Origin of the sequence: Acinetobacter sp., assembly GCF_036666595.1 — a bacterium.
Lineage (GTDB): Bacteria > Pseudomonadota > Gammaproteobacteria > Pseudomonadales > Moraxellaceae > Acinetobacter.
The window spans coordinates 76,734-93,140 of sequence record NZ_JAVWVO010000011.1; the positions used below are offsets into that span (position 1 = coordinate 76,734).

The 16,407-nt window shown below is 41.2% G+C and carries 16 protein-coding genes and 1 pseudogene; 8 read left to right on the plus strand and 9 right to left on the minus strand.

Annotated elements, in window-relative coordinates; genetic code table 11:
* Positions 1-30: 30 nt before the first annotated feature.
* From uvrC to lpxO, 4 genes are all read right to left on the minus strand, one after another.
* Positions 31-1,830: an excinuclease ABC subunit UvrC gene (gene uvrC / locus RR876_RS13660; protein ID WP_332478259.1), complete on the minus strand. Its 1,800-nt coding sequence runs from the start codon at positions 1,828-1,830 to the stop codon at positions 31-33.
* A 160-nt stretch (positions 1,831-1,990) separates the two neighbouring features.
* The gene (locus RR876_RS13665) at positions 1,991-2,335 is read right to left on the minus strand and encodes a DUF2185 domain-containing protein (protein ID WP_078425760.1); all 345 of its coding nucleotides are present in this window, start codon (positions 2,333-2,335) and stop codon (positions 1,991-1,993) included.
* 155 nt (positions 2,336-2,490) lie between these two features.
* Complete coding sequence (locus RR876_RS13670; RefSeq protein WP_004692733.1) at positions 2,491-2,898, minus strand: PH domain-containing protein; 408 nt, start codon at positions 2,896-2,898, stop codon at positions 2,491-2,493.
* Between the two features lie 216 nt (positions 2,899-3,114).
* The gene (gene lpxO, locus RR876_RS13675) at positions 3,115-4,029 is read right to left on the minus strand and encodes a lipid A hydroxylase LpxO (RefSeq protein WP_125273387.1); all 915 of its coding nucleotides are present in this window, start codon (positions 4,027-4,029) and stop codon (positions 3,115-3,117) included.
* 479 nt (positions 4,030-4,508) lie between these two features.
* Here lpxO and fadB point away from each other — a divergent pair, with 479 nt between their 5' ends.
* The 3 genes from fadB to drt2 all read left to right on the plus strand — a co-directional run bounded on the left by fadB (position 4,509) and on the right by drt2 (position 9,642).
* A complete protein-coding gene (gene fadB, locus RR876_RS13680; protein WP_259234681.1) occupies positions 4,509-6,662 on the plus strand; it encodes a fatty acid oxidation complex subunit alpha FadB in 2,154 nt (717 codons plus the stop codon).
* Between the two features lie 12 nt (positions 6,663-6,674).
* Complete coding sequence (fadA, locus tag RR876_RS13685) at positions 6,675-7,847, plus strand: acetyl-CoA C-acyltransferase FadA (protein ID WP_062035204.1); 1,173 nt, start codon at positions 6,675-6,677, stop codon at positions 7,845-7,847.
* A gap of 406 nt (positions 7,848-8,253) precedes the next feature.
* Entirely contained in the window at positions 8,254-9,642 is a 1,389-nt protein-coding gene (drt2, locus tag RR876_RS13690; RefSeq protein WP_332478258.1) for an antiviral reverse transcriptase Drt2, read from the plus strand.
* 197 nt (positions 9,643-9,839) lie between these two features.
* Here the strand turns inward: drt2 and tehB are convergent, their stop codons facing one another.
* A complete protein-coding gene (tehB, locus tag RR876_RS13695; protein ID WP_332478257.1) occupies positions 9,840-10,703 on the minus strand; it encodes an SAM-dependent methyltransferase TehB in 864 nt (287 codons plus the stop codon).
* Positions 10,704-10,985: 282 nt separating this feature from the next.
* Here tehB and RR876_RS13700 point away from each other — a divergent pair, with 282 nt between their 5' ends.
* The gene (locus tag RR876_RS13700) at positions 10,986-11,684 is read left to right on the plus strand and encodes a hypothetical protein (protein WP_332478256.1); all 699 of its coding nucleotides are present in this window, start codon (positions 10,986-10,988) and stop codon (positions 11,682-11,684) included.
* A gap of 57 nt (positions 11,685-11,741) precedes the next feature.
* On the opposite strand, the gene RR876_RS13705 is transcribed toward RR876_RS13700, so the two are convergent.
* The 3 genes from RR876_RS13705 to RR876_RS13715 form a co-directional block, all read right to left on the minus strand.
* Positions 11,742-12,014, minus strand: a complete 273-nt coding sequence (locus RR876_RS13705; RefSeq protein WP_005400961.1) for a hypothetical protein — start codon at positions 12,012-12,014, stop codon at positions 11,742-11,744.
* A 112-nt stretch (positions 12,015-12,126) separates the two neighbouring features.
* Positions 12,127-12,876 (minus strand): hypothetical protein, encoded by a 750-nt coding sequence (locus RR876_RS13710; RefSeq protein WP_332478255.1) that lies wholly within the window; start codon positions 12,874-12,876, stop codon positions 12,127-12,129.
* Between the two features lie 147 nt (positions 12,877-13,023).
* Positions 13,024-13,539: a hypothetical protein gene (locus tag RR876_RS13715; protein WP_332478254.1), complete on the minus strand. Its 516-nt coding sequence runs from the start codon at positions 13,537-13,539 to the stop codon at positions 13,024-13,026.
* Positions 13,540-13,775: 236 nt separating this feature from the next.
* On the opposite strand from RR876_RS13715, the gene RR876_RS13720 reads away from it, so the two are divergent.
* Positions 13,776-14,465: a DsbA family oxidoreductase gene (locus RR876_RS13720; RefSeq protein ID WP_062035216.1), complete on the plus strand. Its 690-nt coding sequence runs from the start codon at positions 13,776-13,778 to the stop codon at positions 14,463-14,465.
* 96 nt (positions 14,466-14,561) lie between these two features.
* On the opposite strand, the gene RR876_RS13725 is transcribed toward RR876_RS13720, so the two are convergent.
* The gene (locus RR876_RS13725; RefSeq protein WP_004978694.1) at positions 14,562-14,762 is read right to left on the minus strand and encodes a dodecin family protein; all 201 of its coding nucleotides are present in this window, start codon (positions 14,760-14,762) and stop codon (positions 14,562-14,564) included.
* A gap of 458 nt (positions 14,763-15,220) precedes the next feature.
* Between RR876_RS13725 and RR876_RS13730 the strand changes: the two genes are divergently transcribed.
* The 3 genes and pseudogenes from RR876_RS13730 to RR876_RS13740 all read left to right on the plus strand — a co-directional run.
* A complete protein-coding gene (locus tag RR876_RS13730) occupies positions 15,221-15,382 on the plus strand; it encodes a hypothetical protein (RefSeq protein WP_004692748.1) in 162 nt (53 codons plus the stop codon).
* Positions 15,383-15,657: 275 nt separating this feature from the next.
* Positions 15,658-15,837, plus strand: a complete 180-nt coding sequence (locus RR876_RS13735) for a hypothetical protein (RefSeq protein ID WP_332478253.1) — start codon at positions 15,658-15,660, stop codon at positions 15,835-15,837.
* Positions 15,838-15,847: 10 nt separating this feature from the next.
* A pseudogene (locus tag RR876_RS13740) lies at positions 15,848-16,407 on the plus strand (hypothetical protein); the annotation flags it as partial.

The following is a 16,407-nucleotide window of genomic DNA, read 5'->3' on the forward strand; positions in this document are numbered from 1 at the left end:
AGCACTTTTGCCAACGCAGTAGATGCGGTTCTATTCATGCAAGACTTTATAAATGGTGCGGGCCATCACTTCGCCCAAACCGGGGACTCCGGTTAAGTCTTTCTCGGAAGCCTTTAACACCCCTTGAATCCCGCCAAAGTGCGTCAACAAATCGCGGCGGCGTTTCGGCCCCAAACCCGGAATCACTTCCAAAATCGATGAACCCCGTTTTTTATCACGTTTAGCCCGATGTTTAGTAATCGCAAAGCGATGTGCCTCATCACGTACCTGTTGAATCAAATGCAATGCTTTATGGTCTTCAGACAACTGAATTTTTGTTCCATCGGTAAAGTGTAGAGTTTCAAGCCCCGGTTTACGCCCTTCACCTTTTGACACCCCAACCATAAAGGCCTCTAAACCCAGCTCGTGCATAACGTCCATCGCCATATGCAACTGCCCTTTACCACCATCAATCAGCAGTAAATCAGGCAGCATGGCTTTTTTATAACGACGGGTCAGCGCTTGGCGCATTGCGGCATAGTCATCACCCGCGGTAATGTCTTGAATTGAAAACTGACGATAATCGCGCTTACGAATGCCGCCACTGTCGAATACCACACAGGAAGCCACGGTTTCTTCACCCATGGTATGTGAGATGTCAAAACATTCGATCCGATCAATCGGACGCCCCACCACTTGTTCAAGTTGATGGAAACGCTCATTCAGTTCGAAGTGATTGGCCAATTGCCCTTTGATCGCATGCTGCACATTCATCTGTGCCAGTTCTAACCATTCTGCACGTGTCTCACGCACGCTATGTTTAATCTGTACTTTCTTATCAAACTGTTGTTGTAGTGCTTGTTCTAGCTCTTTTCGATCGGGCAGTTCGGCATTTACAATCAATTCACTAGGTACTTCATCCGCCACTTGGAAATAAAAGTTCGCTATGAAGTCGGCCAGCATTTGCCCCAAATCCTCTCCGAGCATATCTGGGAAGTAGCTTTTACCTCCGAGCATTTTCCCGTTGCGCACATGCATGATCTGCACACAGGTCACTCCTGCCTGATAGGCAATCGCTAAAATATCGGCCTCACCTTTGAGCTTATAAATAGCTTGTTGTGACTGGACATCCCGCAACAGCGCCATACGATCACGGTAAAACACCGCTTTTTCAAACTCTAAGGCTTCGGCCGCTTGCTCCATTTTCGCAATTAGTTCTTGATTCAGCTCTTTGGTGTCCCCTTGTAAAAAACGAATCGAGTTATCGACATCATTTTTATACTCTTCAGGGCTAATGAGTCCTACACACGGCGCTGAACAACGTTTGATTTGATACTGCAAACAAGGACGCTTACGCTGTGAAAAATAGCTATTTTCACACTGGCGAACATTAAACAGTTTTTGCAAAACCAACAAAGTATCCCGTGCATTATAAGCACTCGGATACGGCCCAAAGAACTTCCCAACTTGGTGTTTGCCTTTGCCTCGACCCGATGCAATCCGTGGATACGGTTTGTCGGCAGAGACAAAGATATACACATAGGATTTATCGTCCCTGAGCATGATGTTATACGGTGGACGGTACAGCTTAATCAGGTTTTGTTCAAGCAGCAGTGCTTCAGTTTCGGAACGAACGACTAAGGTTTCGATGTCATAAATACGCGCCACCAAAGCTTGGGTCTTCGGGTGCTCAATAGTTTTGACAAAATAACTCGAGACACGATTTTTTAAATTTTTCGCTTTGCCCACATACAGCAGTTCACCGTCTTTGCCGAGCATGCGATAAACGCCCGGCAGTGTGGTCATATTGGCTAAAATTTTTTCGATATGTTCTCGTGCGTTTTCGTTCACAGGGTTCCCTAATTTTCTCGGCTCGCCATCAACTGTTTTGCTTAGGCTTAGCCTTTGATCTGTCTTTTAGATTGGGCATGTCTGACGCATTTCAAGCACATGAAAGTTCATTTCAAAACCAGTCTGGCTGGCAAAAGACGTTGATGCTGAGGTTGAAGGCTTACTCCAGATCCATCGCTTCAAAATCGATCCGTTCAAACACACCTTGTTCATTGCGGGCAAAGTGACTTCCCGCAGGCGCATTTAAGTGAGCAATGATGTCCGCATCATAGTTGGCAATCACATTGACCTCATAAAAACCTAAATTTTCAGGGTCTTCAATATAGTCATCTCCTTCTTCACCCGATAAAAAAACCCAACCACTTTCATCGCTAGATTGTGCTTCTTCACGGTACATGTAGGCCACTTTTAGGCCTTGCACCGTAATCATATCTGATGCGATACAACTTCCCATATGCGGTACTAAAGTTTGAATTTGTGTCGGACTCAATTGATACGACTTCATAAGCATATCCTTCAACGGCAAGTAGACGTTTTGCAAGTGGAGGTTTGTGGGGGTGAATAGAACTCAAGTTTATTTACTTTAGCCCTCACGGCATATTTGAGCAAGGCTTTCACTCGCTTAGGCCCGTAAAGCATACAACTTGCCTAAGACTGTATTTATGACAATTTTAACGCAGCTTTAAACGCTACTTTGTCTTTCGGTGACACCAAAATGGTTTTGGTTTGGCCCTGTTTCAAGTATTCAATCTTTAGACGATCTAAGGACAAGGCTGGTGAACTGATGGAATTATCTGTTTCAGAAACAGACTGTATCGCAGTCAAAGGAATGATCCATTTAAAACAGAGACTGCGGATTGTCAGTTGCTCCTGATCGACCACATAGCGAGTACTCCACAGCGGCCACCACAGCAAAACAATAGTCAAAGCATAGACCACAACGAACAAAAGATTTTGCATCAAAATGCCTTTGCCATAGGTGGTCAAAATCAATTGGGCCAACAGGCCTGACATAGCAATAATAAACCCCAAAAACCACCAGTCCATCTTCGAACGAAACTTTTGCACCTTGAAACCTCATGCTTTATCTAAATTATAAGTTGCGATCTTAAAAATGACACAGATACGCGCTCATGTTGTTTTTAGTTTTAACTGGATAAAGCATAAAGCCATGCGTGGTTCGAATCCACTGTAAGCCTTGAAATAAATAGAAAATCAAAAGGGCAGATAAGCTTCCTCTTTTCTGCCCAAATAAAAAACGCCCCTCAGGGCGTTTAATGTGCTTTAAAACACATAAGGTCGAACAAAGATCAGGAAGAAAATTCCGAGCATCAGGAACCACTTTAAGAAGTAGTACAGTTGACGGTTGGTTTTCTTCAAGGCTTTGGCTTTGATCCGCACTTGATAGACATAACCAAAGACTTTATTCAGTCCACCCGTTTGATCCCCTGCTTCATTTGGAGAGCTGGCAGCGGTCATCACTTTTTTACCAAACCAGTGATTGAAACGTTCCATAAAGCGTGTCTTTAATGGACGCTCGACATCGGCAAAGAAAATAATGCGGTTTTGATCAGTGGTGTTTTCGGCATAGTGAATATAAGTTTCATCAAAGACCACGCTTTCACCATCGCGCCATGAATAGCGCTCACCATCCACATCAATAAAGCAGCGATCATCATTCGGTGTGATCAGCCCCAAGTGATAACGCAATGAACCCGCATAAGGGTCACGGTGACGAACCAAACGGCTGTCAGGTGCCAGTTCGGTAAACATCGCGGCTTTAATGGTCGGCAAGGTTTTCAGCAACGCCGTCGTTTTTGGACAAAGTTCAGCGGCTGACGGATGTGCAGAGTCATACCATTTCAGATAAAAACGCTTCCAGCCTGTTTTGAAAAAGGAGTTAAACCCCAAGTCATCGTAACTGCTCGATGCTTTAATTCCGCCTTTTTCATATAAAGCTTTTGCTTCATCACGAATCATTTCCCAGTTTTCATCCAACACTTTTAAGTCTTGAAAATGCTGAGTGTCGATATACGGCTGATTCGGTACCTTTGAGAACATGTACATAAGGTAGTTAATCGGCGCAAGAATCGTTGAGTGATCGAAAAATTGACGATAAAACGAGTGACGAACCTTCCCACGTTGCTGAATATAAAGTGCAGAAAGAATAAAAATCGCCAGAATGATCCACTTAATCATATGAAAACCTGGAAACCAAAGAAAACGAAATAAAAGAAAAAGACCAATATTCGGTCTAGACTGCGAATTGTAACATAGGCTGCAAAGTACGTCCTATTTCCAGCTTTTCATTACAAGTTTTCATTCTGTTTGAGTTTACCTGCAAGTGCAGCATTGACTAAATTGCCCAAATCGGGACAAAGATTGACTTGAAATATAAGGGCGCGGTCTAATCATTTTTTGATCAATCATATATAAAAAATCTTAAATGAAACAAAAACTTCACTCTATTTAGGCCGCATCATCCAAAAATACATCACGCAAGCACACGAAATAATTGAATAAAAATAGATGACCCTTGCGTCACGGCTTGATACAACTTGTTATGTTCTTTTTCGATATAGTTATCGTAAGATTGGCGGAGCATAGATGTACGTAGGAATGACGTACTCGCTTCACAACATCAACTTAGAAGTCCTCCAAAATAAAGGAGATCAGGCATGATCCACGCTGGCAATGCCATTACCGTCCAAATGCTTTCGGACGGAATTGCAGAATTCCGCTTTGACTTACAAGGTGAGTCGGTCAACAAATTTAACCGTGCAACGATTGAAGATTTCAAAGCTGCAATTGACGCTGTTAAAGCAAACGGTGACATCAAAGGCTTAATCGTTACTTCGGCTAAATCTACATTTATCGTTGGCGCAGATATTACTGAATTTGGTGCAAACTTCGCTCAAGGCGAACAAGCGATTGTGGATTGGGCATTGCCTGTTCACGACATCTTCAACGCGTTTGAAGATTTAGAGATTCCTAAAGTTGCAGCGATCAATGGTATGGCATTGGGCGGCGGCTTTGAAATGTGTCTCGTGTGTGACTATCGTGTGATGTCAGAAGCGGCTCAAGTCGGTCTTCCTGAAATCAAACTGGGCATCTTCCCTGGTTTCGGTGGTACGGTTCGTTTAAGCCGTGTGATCGGTATCGACAATGCAGTTGAATGGATGGCCATGGCTAATCCTAAAAAACCAGCTGCTGCACTGAAAGACGGTGCGGTTGATGCAGTTGTTGCTGCCGACAAACTACAAGATGCTGCGATTGACTTGGTTAAACAAGCACTTGCTGGCCGTGTAGACTGGAAAGCAAAACGCCAAGAAAAACTTGACCCAGTTAAATTGAACCCAATCGAGCAAATGATGGCGTTCAACTCGGCGAAAGGTGCAGTTCTTGCAAAAGCAAATCCTGCTCAATACCCTGCACCTAAACTTCTTCTTGACTCATTACAAGCAGGTGCAAGCCTTCCACGTAATGAAGCACTTCAAGCTGAAGCGGCTGGTTTTGCAAAAGCAGCAATTACACCACAAGCAAATGCGTTAATTGGTCTATTCATCAATGACCAAGTGGTGAAGAAAACTTCGAAGAAATATGAAAAAGGTGCGCACCCTGTAAACCAAGCGGCTGTATTAGGCGCGGGTATCATGGGTGGCGGTATTGCTTACCAAGCGGCAAGCAAAGGCACACCAATCATCATGAAAGACATTGGTAACCCGCAACTTGCTTTGGGTATGAAAGAAGCCAATGGCTTACTGACCAAACAAGTTGAACGTAAGAAGATGAAACCTGCTCAAATGGGTGAAACGCTTGCGCGCATCCGTCCAACTTTAAGCTATGACGAGTTTAAAGAAGTGGACATCGTGATTGAAGCAGTAACTGAAAATCCAAAAGTAAAAGGCATTGTACTTGCTGAAACGGAGAAGAATGTTCGTGACAACACCATCATTGCTTCAAACACTTCAACGATTTCAATCACACGTTTGGCTGAAAACCTGCAACGTCCTGAAAACTTTGTTGGTATGCACTTCTTTAACCCAGTACACATGATGCCATTGGTAGAAGTGATCCGTGGTGAGAAGACTTCGGCTGAAGCGATTGCGACCACTGTGGTTCTTGCTCAGAAAATGGGTAAAACACCAATCGTAGTCAACGACTGCCCAGGTTTCCTTGTAAACCGCGTATTGTTCCCTTACTTCGGTGCATTTGACCTTCTATTGAAAGACGGTGCTGACTTCCAACAAGTCGACAAAGTCATGGAAAAATTCGGCTGGCCTATGGGTCCTGCTTACCTAATCGACGTTGTTGGTATCGACACGGGCGTTCATGGTGCAGAAGTCATGGCGGAAGGTTTCCCTGACCGTATGAAGCCTGACTTCAAAGGTTCAATCGAAATCATGTACGAAAACAAACGTTTGGGTCAAAAGAACGACGTTGGTTTCTACAAATACGAACTTGACCGTAAAGGCAAAAAAGCCAAAGTGGTTGATCCAACTGCGTATGAGCTTGTTGCTACTGTGGCAACTGCGGAAAAACGCGAGTTTGATGCTCAAGAAATCATTGACCGTATGATGCTTGCTTTCTGTAACGAAACTGTTCGTTGCCTAGAAGACAACATCGTAGCGACTGCTTCTGAAGCAGACATGGCGATGATTATGGGTGTAGGTTTCCCTCCATTCCGTGGTGGTCCATGCCGTTACATCGACCAAACAGGTGTTGCTGAATACGTTGCACTTTGCGACAAATACGCACACTTAGGTAAGGCTTATGAAGCGCCACAAATGTTGCGTGACATGGCTGCTAACAACAAAAAATTCTACGGTTAAGGAGCAACGTGAATGGCTACTTTAAATCCACGTGACGTTGTCATCGTTGATGGCGTACGTTCAGCAATGGGTAAAACCAAAAACGGTATGTTCCGCAATGTACGTGCTGACAGCTTATCGGCTGAATTGGTTCGTGCTTTAGTTGCTCGTAACCAGTTTGACACCAATGAAGTTGAAGACCTGATCTGGGGCTGTGTAAACCAGACTCTAGAACAAGGTATGAACATTGGCCGTAACATTGGTTTATTGGCTGACCTTCCAAAAACTGTGGCAGGTCAAACAGTTAACCGTCTTTGTGGTTCATCTATGCAAGCGCTGCACACGGCTGCTGCTCAGATTGCAACTAACCAAGGTGATATCTTCATCATCGGTGGTGTAGAGCACATGGGGCACGTAGGGATGATGCACGGCATCGACCTGAACCCAGAAGCGTCTAAGCACTATGCAAAAGCGTCGAACATGATGGGCTTAACCGCTGAAATGTTAGGTCGTATGAACGGCATTACGCGTGAAGAACAAGATGCGTTCGGTGTTGAATCTCACCGCCGCGCTTGGGCTGCAACGCAAGAAGGTCGTTTCAAAAATGAAATCGTGGGTGTTGAAGGTCATGATGCCAATGGTTTCAAAATCCTATGCGACATCGATGAAGTGATTCGTCCAGATGCAAACCTTGAAGCATTCAAAGGTTTACGTCCTGTATTTGACCCGAAAGGCGGTACGGTAACAGCTGCGACTTCTTCAGCTTTGTCTGATGGTGCATCTGCAATGTTGTTGATGTCTGCTGAACGTGCTCAAGCTTTAGGTCTTAAGCCACGTGCTGTAATTCGCTCTATGGCGGTTGCAGGCTGTGATGCTGCGATCATGGGTTATGGTCCTGTACCTGCAACTCAAAAAGCACTTAAACGTGCTGGCTTAACGATGGCAGATATCCAAACCATCGAGTTAAACGAAGCATTTGCTGCTCAAGGCTTATCAGTGATGAAAGGCTTAGGCGTGTATGAGAAACAAGACATCATTAACTTAAATGGCGGTGCGATTGCACTGGGTCACCCATTGGGCTGTTCTGGTTCACGTATTACAACGACGTTGTTAAATGTGATGGAACAACAAGATACGCAAATTGGTCTTGCGACTATGTGTATCGGTTTGGGTCAAGGTATCGCGACAATTATCGAACGTGTTTAATTTTTAATTAAATACTGAGATAAAAAGAAACCCCGCTTATTGCGGGGTTTCTTTTTATTAAACAAATATTTGTGATTTAGATTTGAATTCAGTATATTACTTAAGCCCATGTTGTAGAACATGGGGAAGGTAATCTGTTGTCAAGTATTGCACCACACAATATTAGAATAATTTCTAGTACATCTGGTGAAACACTACAAACTGCTTGGAACCAAGTACAAACAATGTATATGGAACTCCACAGAATGTAATCAATGCTTCTCATAGTATATTCCTTTCGTGATCTAAGGACGGTTTAGAGGGAACTGATTTTTGGGGTTCTTAAGTATGCTCTTGGGAATTCTACATATGTAGAACGTTTAATACGGGGATTACCGTCACAACCTTTCCCTTGAGTTTTCTAATAATGACTATTGATGCTGATTTCTTTAAAAATAGACAAAAAAACTATCTGCATTTCGATTACCCTATGCAGCCTCAGAAAATTTATAATTACGTGACAAATCCTAAAAATATTGAGAAGCATGCTTTCTATCCATTCATACATTTCGAGCTAAAATCACGAAAAATAAAAAAAGATAGAACCAAAATTATTAGAGTAAGGGGAAAGAAAAATAGATATGCTATTGTCAAATGCGCGCCAAAGATTAGACCTATCAAATATTCTTCACATATAGATGGCCATATATACGCCTATTACGCTGCATTACTAACTCCTAATTATGAAAAATTACTCGAAGAATCTAATCTGTCAGATAGTGTGTTAGCTTTTAGAAAATTACCTAACTCCCCTAATAATATTCATTTTGCTAAAAAGGTTTTTGAGGAAATAAAAGTAAGACAAAACTGTGTTGCTTTATGTTTTGATATTAAAAGTTTTTTCGATGAGCTTGATCATCAAATTTTAAAGAAAGCATGGCTTAAAGTCCTTAATGTAAATTTTTTACCTCGCGACCATTACCAAGTTTATAAATCACTTACTAAATTCTCTTATGTAAATAAGAAAGATGTTTATAACGCTTTAGAATTATCTGTTAATAAAAATCATAAAGATTTAAAAAGACTATGCTCCAGCCATGATTTCAGAAATAAAATAAGAAAAAATAATTTAATTATCAAAGAAGATAAAACGAAAGGAATTCCTCAAGGTTCAGCTATAAGTGCATTTTTATCAAATATCTACATGTTGGATTTTGACAAAAATATCAAAAACTATTTATCAAAATTAAATGCTTCATATTACAGATACTGTGATGATATTTTAATCATCTGTGACTCTGACTTAGGAATGAAAATCGCGCTGGAATCAGAAAAAAGAATTAATCAACTGAAAGTTCAAATTCATCCAGACAAAACTAAACGAGTTTATTTTCAAGATGGATTACACATCTATGATAAACCACATATGAGTAGAGAATCTCTTCAATATCTCGGTTTCACCTACGATGGTAAAAAAATCTTATTACGTGATACAGGTTTAGCTCAGTATCATCATAAAGCATCAAAAGCTATCAGAATGACTAATAAAAAAATTTTAAAGATTAATGAATCAAGCATTAAAAGAGACGACCACCCCCTGCAATTAAACAAAAAGCACATTTATAGAAGATTTTCATATATTGGTAAACGGAACTACATAAGCTATGCATTGAAAGCAGCCAAAATCATGAATGAACCTTCTATTAATAAACAGATCAAATCACATTGGAAACGTCTTCAAGCCAAAATTAAATTACATGAAGAATTTAACAATGAATATTTTATTTATATTTGTGATGAAAAGCAGAACCTGTAGAAATAAAAAAAGCTACCACTGAACAAGCTATTGTAAAGCTGAGAAAAAAGGCTGGTTTTCTGGTTTAAGAAGCTCCTTAAAATTACTAAAGCATAAAAAAGATGTCACAGTGACATCTTTTTTATTTGAGCATCCCATTTTAAAAGTGGAATCACGCATTGACTTATTATTTTAGTCAAAGTGCTTTTATGGCTATCCTAAACCCTCTGCGTCAACAATGTTGCAAAATGCTGTTTAATCCTATTTCCCTGTGCATCTACCCGATGTAACTCACCGACATTTTCATTGTATTTCACAATGTTCCAGCCCTCATACAACGCACTTAACTCCCCTGCTTTAAACGCAAAAGGAAAGTCAGCCTGCGCAGGTATAGCATTGGTATCCATCGCACAGACAATCAAGTTAAACCCATTTACATTTGTGGCTTGCTGCATCTGTGCAATCAATGGTTTCACAGTTGGCGCTTGCAAGAACATCATCACCACCGTACAGCAAATAAAGTCGTATGTGCCGGTAATGCTTGGGTCAGTATTGAGGTCACGCTGTTGCAGATGAATCTTTTGGATGCCTTCGGCATCTATAATCTGCTGTAGTTTTTGCAAACTTTGCGGATTCACATCCCAAGCATCTACCTCAAAGCCCTGCTGACTTAAGTACAGTGAATTTCGCCCTTGTCCACAGCCGACATCCAAAGCCCGACCACCGTGTAAATACGGCATAGCCGCCAAAATTTCTGAGTGCGTAGGTGAAAGCTGATATTTCTTATAAAAATAATCCTGCGGGGTACAGTAAAATTGCAGCTGACATTCTATGTCGTCGCTGGTCGAAACAATTTTGTGCCATACTTGAGGCTGAATAAACGGTGGCTGTTGCTCAGCTGTAAACAGATGTTCAGATTGCACTTGACCTACCTCATCTAAAAAAGCAAAGCTCAGTTCCCCTTGAAAAATCTTTAACTTGGCCCACGTGCCCGCTTTGGTATTGTGTTGATTTTTAAACCCTTGAGGAATAGTCTGCGCAGTCCACACAGGAAGTTCTTTATAACAAATCAAGTCTTGCATCAGCCGATTCCCACCCTTGTTATGACGTATTCGCTAGTCCATCGTTTTTATCGAAGCTTGTATGATCATATCCAGTTCCTACTCAAATGAACATTCATTCGTTATCTAGAAACAGCTGATGGATAAGAAATAAAATCTGTCACTCTATTACATTGAGCAACTCATAGAACTTTCATGACTTTAAACTTTTGAGCTTTGACGCCTTTTTGAACGTTTTAATGATAGGCTTAAAGACAATAAAAATTCAGCTTAACTATATTTCAAACGATTCGGAGTCTATCGATGTTTGCATCACCTTTAAAAACCATCATTTGCTTAGGCGTCATGGGGACATTATTCACAGGCTGTGCCACCAAAACCCTGATGACCAAAGACAATAAAACCTACACCCGCACCAACAAAGTAACCTTGATCGAAGACCAAGTGGTGGCTTTTGGCAAGCCTGCTCAGCCTCAGCCAAATTTACCTGCGCATAGTTTAGTGATTGCAGGCCAACAAAAAAGTTATGTATTGACCCAAGGTGGGCCTCAATTTGTCAGCTTGATTGGTAAGCTGGACCCGAAAAATATTCAAGTTACCCGAGAACTGAGTTTCTATTCAGAAAAGAATGATGGTCATTTTACAGGAACACTACCACTGTCTTATGTGAAGCTCAAAGAAGACATCAGTAAGAAAGATCTGGAATTTTTTATTGAAAATGGGGCAAAGGAATGTTCGAGTTCCAGTGATGAACGCATGTTTGCGCAGCGTTTCTGTTTCGAGATCAAACTGGCAGGTGTGGTCTACCCTGCGGCGAACAATTTAGCGTCGTTAAAAGCCTTGAGTAAGCCTTATCAGGTGAGTATTTATACCCATCAAGAGGAAAGTTATAAATCGAAGTCAGGCATGAACCCATTTGAAAAATTAGTATTACTGCCTTTTGCCGTGGCAATCGACGTGGTCAGCTTACCCTTCCAAGCAGCCGATAAAATTTTTGATTAATCCAATAAAAGTACAGCGCCTAGAACGAATCGGGCGCTGTAATTTTCTGTGAAGGATTTAAATTAAGAGCTCGCCCATCAACCAAGCCATATACTTTTCTTTGTCCATAAAGTCAGGCGCACTGCCCGTATCTAAACTGAAGTACTGTTGGTTAAACTGAATCACGATTTGTTCGGTGTGGTGCCAGTCTTCAATCATTTTGAAATATTGGTTGAAGAAAAATCGATTCTTCCCCCAGTTGCTTAAACGTTCTAATTTTGGATAGTTTTTATTTTCTACAAACTCACTATACACATGCTGAATATCATCAAAAACGTGTATGGTTCTCATGACTCACCTGCCTGCACTGAAAAGTCGTCATCGTTGTGATGCTTTTACTCTAGCAGCCAATTTTGAACAACAGATGACAGTCCGCTTACAAGACTGTCATCTTTGCACTGTGTTATAACTTCTGTTCTACCTCTTTTTGGGTCTGTTTTTCGACCTGCTGCATTTGGCTATTCAGTGCCAAAATCTCTTTATACAGCGCATTAAACTGCTGTAGTGGGGCATCTTCATAAAACATAACGGTGTTATTTTTCTTTTCCCATTGGTTATTTTTCAGCACCAAGAAAATTTGATCCGCCTTGGCTAAATTCTGTTGTTCAAGACTAAACAGGCGGGTAGCTTCATGGCTTTTTTCACTGGCTTTCATGCTGTCGGTCAGTTGATGGCGGAACCGCGAAGATATTGCTAAATCTTTGGCCTGAGCAATGGCCTCTTTTTGACGTTGTTCAACCTGCTGTGCATAGCTCTCAACAACGACATGTACGTCTTTCAGCATTTGCTCCGTTTCAGCATAATTGTTCTTTTTGTCTTTGCTTAATCGGTCAATATTTAAAAATTGATCCCAATTTAACGCTTTTAAATCTCGTAGATATTGATTACGCGCTTCGGCATTTTGCAGCATATGACTGAGCACAAACTCCGCCATAATTTGATAGTCACCTGTCAGACGTGGGTCTTTTACATCGACTTGAATCGGTGTAGTCCAATCTTGAGCTTGTTTGTAAATTTGTTCGGTCTTTTCATACAGCACCGTTTCATAGCTTTGTAGCTGCTGCTGCTCTTTTTGTTGTTGAGAATACTGATAAAACATCCAACCAAAAACGGCACTGGTCGCAAGAACTAAAATCAACACGATACGTCGCATGTTCAGCTTCCTCTTCATTTCTTTTCATCATAGCAAATAAAAGCACATGATCAATATTTCAACATGTTATCGATATTTTAAGGCCCTAAGGCCGTACCCTCCCCAAGTGGATGAGGAATGTACGGGCGATAAACGAATAAGGAAGTGTTACTTCGCTGGAGCTATTCTCGGTTGCTGACTATTCTGTTGAATCCCTTGCATAAAATTCCGATCAATCTGCCCAATCGAAATTTGTTCACGGGCAATTTGTACATTGGTCGCATTACGGTCAATGCCAAACGGCTGCAACATAATATACAAACCTTCAGTTGGATTAGACGACTGCAAACCAGCGGCGATGTTTAAGACATGCTCACGTAACAAAGGTGGCACAGAATTTAGATCTGCGGTGACCGCAGGGGGCAAAATATCGATGTTTTGAGTGATGGTCGGATCGACCACAAAAGACTGTGCATCATCCTGCAACTGAACTATACGGTGCTGCAAGGCTTTACGAATATTTTCATCCTGTTGATAAGGAATCACACCCGTTTCAGCACGTAGCTCTGATTCCGCCATGGTTTTAAAAGTCGGTAGACTCACGATCTCACCATTGGCTTGCAGCAAAGTCGGCATAAAAAGAAGAGCGCAACAAAAAACCGGAAGAGAATTTAAAAATTTCATAAAACAATCCCAAACGATAAGAGATATAAAAAGGCGTGCTCAAACTGAGCGCCTTAACCCTATTGTATATTTTTCGACCTTTGTGCTGCGTAGTTGTCAGATAAACGGTCAAGCCCAGAGGGTTCAACTAATTGAATCCATAGCGAAACAGCTTTTTTTAATGGCCCTGCTTTAAATTTTATAACTCATCCCCATCATTTCCTTAGTTGCTCTTTTTACTATTTTTGAGAAATCCCATGCGTGTAGATATTTGGTCAGATGTTGTTTGTCCTTTTTGTTATATTGGCAAAAAACGTTTAGAAGCGGCGGCTGAACAGGCTGGTGTTGAATTGGAAGTGCATTGGCACAGTTTTGAACTGGATCCAGATGCACCAGTACGCCAAGAAATTTCGAACTCAGAACGTCTCGCACTAAAATATGGTCGCACAGTCGCTGAAGTTGAAGAAATGCAACGTAATATTGCCAAAATGGCTGCGGAAGAAGGCATTGAATTTAATTGGGAAAATGCCAACTCAGGCAACAGTTTCAATGCACACCGTATTATTCACCTTGCTCAAAGCCATGGTTTAGGCAATGAAGCTGAAGAAGCCTTTTTCTTTAGTTATATGACGCAAGGTTTACCGATTGGTGAACGTGAAACCATTGAAGACGTGGCCTCTCGTATTGGCTTAAACCCAGTTGAGGTAGATGATGTGCTGGATTCTGACGAATACGCAGATTTCGTGAAGTTTGACCAAGAAGTGGCGCGTGAACAACTGAAAGTAACAGGCGTGCCTTTCTTTGTTTTCGATCAACGTGTGGCTTTAGCAGGTGCGCAGCCGCGTGAAGTATTCTTACAAGTCCTTGAAAAAGCACAAATGCCAGCAGAAGAAAATAATGCGGCACAGTGTTCCGATGAGTCTTGTGAAACACCCAAACAATCATAAGGATACTCGGTTCAGAGCTTAACTGAGCCCTATCCATAGATAAGAAAATCCCCGACCTGCGGGGATTTTTTTATAGGTTAAAAAACTGACTTGTCTTTAATCGACCAAGAAACTAATTTTAAGATTGACCCGATATTCTACAATTTGGTTGTCCTTAATCACCACTTTTTGTTCATTGATCCAAGCACCTTGAACATTCTTCACCGTCTCAGTGACTTTTGCGATGCCTGTCTGAATTGCATCTTCAAAACTTTTCGCACTGCTTGAATTGACTTCTACCACTTTTGCAATGGCCATCTGCTTGTCCTCAGCTATTGTTGTTTTTGCCTGTTCATCTTAGGTGAATTTTTAATCAAAAATAGATGACTTAAACATTCCACAGCAAAAACTTACACAGTATGCACAATCAAAAGACTTTAAAATGGTGAATATTTACACAATTAATCATGTAACCCTAAGTCCTTTTCAGGTCTCATTTCAGACAAAAAAAACCTACTTTCAAGATTCGTATCAAACTTGAAAATCTAAATTTTCACTTTAAATTTAAACAGCTTAGCGCTGGAGCAAAAACTCTATATTAGCCTAGAGTATTTATTCTAATTTGTTGTTTTTTAACAATAAATGAACTCACCATTCATCTTTTACTGGTCTAAACCAGCGCTTAAATCGATCGTTTTTTGATATTATTCATGCGAAATTTATCTTTTTAAAACTCCCAGTCTCCTTAGTGAGACCTCCTTTTTAGAGGAAATATCATGAACGCTGTTAAATATGCTTTGGCTGTCGCTGTAATGGCTCTTTCTGCAACTGTTTCTGCACAAGTTGTTTTTGTTCCAGATTTTCCTGTAAAAAAACCAGCAGATACTCAAACGGCAACGGCTGATGCTCCTGCGGCTGCACCGCATCAAGAAGCGTAGTTTACGCTGACTTGGTCAAAAATAGGCAATGTTGATTGCCTATTTTTTTGCCCAAAATTGCAAAGAACTGACAAAAAATTTCAGCTATGAACCCTCTAGGGCAAAAATATTTAATTCAATCTGTGCTGAAATCGAAATTATCTACATTTTTCACCACCCTTTTCTCGTATCAAGTGCAGAATAATTTTTGCCTATTTATTCTTTTATAATTATGATCAAACAAGAAGATTGAACTCCAAAACCAATAAATTAAATGCACTCAATAGCACATGCCTATGCAAAATTTACAAGCCCTCATCCAAGGCCGTATTGCGCCCCAAGCCATTGACCTTGATCAATTGATTGCGTTTGCACAGCACTATACGCAGCCGACTTCAGCCGAATATAAATTACTTGAACTGGCCATCAATATGGTTTTGGCAAGCTACTTGGAACAAGCACAACAACAACTTTAGAGTTCAGCGCATGAAAGCAATCGAAAAAGCACTGCTGATCAAAGAACTGCATCAATTGATTGATGGTTTGGAACGTCAACCTCTGTCTTTTTTTGAAATTGCGCGCTCGAAAAAACGCATCCGTGAAATTTTTGCACTCTGTGATGAGCCCATTTTCCAAAAACAACTCGAAGCCTATAAGGCGCTGACTCAGCCTCAAGCTGCGGCTGAGCGCTGGATACAACAAAGCCCCTACCAGCATGTCTATATTGGACTATTTCAATATGAATCTGCTTTAACCGATACCTTAAAACAGCAGGTGGCTTTCGCATGGGGTATTTTATATAAATCAGGTTTAGGTTGGCAAATTGCTTTTCAAAACACTCCAGCTACACTGTATAGCAGCCCATGGCACATAAAGTTTGAACACGCCTACCAATGGTTTTTGAGCCATGCGCAAAGCGTTCAACAGCCCGAGAACGTACCTTTCATTACGACACCAGAAATATCCGAAGAAGTTGCAGAAGTTGCAGAAGTTGCAGAAGTTGCAGAAGTTGCAGAAGTTGCAGAAGTTGCAGAAGTTGCAGAAGT

What these genes read in the sequence shown, in the direction of transcription:
- tehB (WP_332478257.1), bottom strand. Translation starts at nt 10,703, where the DNA reads ATGCAAGACTTGATTTGTTATAAAGAACTTCCTGTGTGGACTGCGCAG.
- fadA (WP_062035204.1), top strand. Translation starts at nt 6,675, where the DNA reads ATGGCTACTTTAAATCCACGTGACGTTGTCATCGTTGATGGCGTACGT.
- lpxO (WP_125273387.1), bottom strand. Translation starts at nt 4,029, where the DNA reads ATGATTAAGTGGATCATTCTGGCGATTTTTATTCTTTCTGCACTTTAT.
- fadB (WP_259234681.1), top strand. Translation starts at nt 4,509, where the DNA reads ATGATCCACGCTGGCAATGCCATTACCGTCCAAATGCTTTCGGACGGA.
- RR876_RS13700 (WP_332478256.1), top strand. Translation starts at nt 10,986, where the DNA reads ATGTTTGCATCACCTTTAAAAACCATCATTTGCTTAGGCGTCATGGGG.
- RR876_RS13730 (WP_004692748.1), top strand. Translation starts at nt 15,221, where the DNA reads ATGAACGCTGTTAAATATGCTTTGGCTGTCGCTGTAATGGCTCTTTCT.
- RR876_RS13710 (WP_332478255.1), bottom strand. Translation starts at nt 12,876, where the DNA reads ATGCGACGTATCGTGTTGATTTTAGTTCTTGCGACCAGTGCCGTTTTT.
- RR876_RS13735 (WP_332478253.1), top strand. Translation starts at nt 15,658, where the DNA reads ATGCAAAATTTACAAGCCCTCATCCAAGGCCGTATTGCGCCCCAAGCC.
- RR876_RS13725 (WP_004978694.1), bottom strand. Translation starts at nt 14,762, where the DNA reads ATGGCCATTGCAAAAGTGGTAGAAGTCAATTCAAGCAGTGCGAAAAGT.
- RR876_RS13715 (WP_332478254.1), bottom strand. Translation starts at nt 13,539, where the DNA reads ATGAAATTTTTAAATTCTCTTCCGGTTTTTTGTTGCGCTCTTCTTTTT.
- RR876_RS13665 (WP_078425760.1), bottom strand. Translation starts at nt 2,335, where the DNA reads ATGAAGTCGTATCAATTGAGTCCGACACAAATTCAAACTTTAGTACCG.
- RR876_RS13705 (WP_005400961.1), bottom strand. Translation starts at nt 12,014, where the DNA reads ATGAGAACCATACACGTTTTTGATGATATTCAGCATGTGTATAGTGAG.
- RR876_RS13720 (WP_062035216.1), top strand. Translation starts at nt 13,776, where the DNA reads ATGCGTGTAGATATTTGGTCAGATGTTGTTTGTCCTTTTTGTTATATT.
- drt2 (WP_332478258.1), top strand. Translation starts at nt 8,254, where the DNA reads ATGACTATTGATGCTGATTTCTTTAAAAATAGACAAAAAAACTATCTG.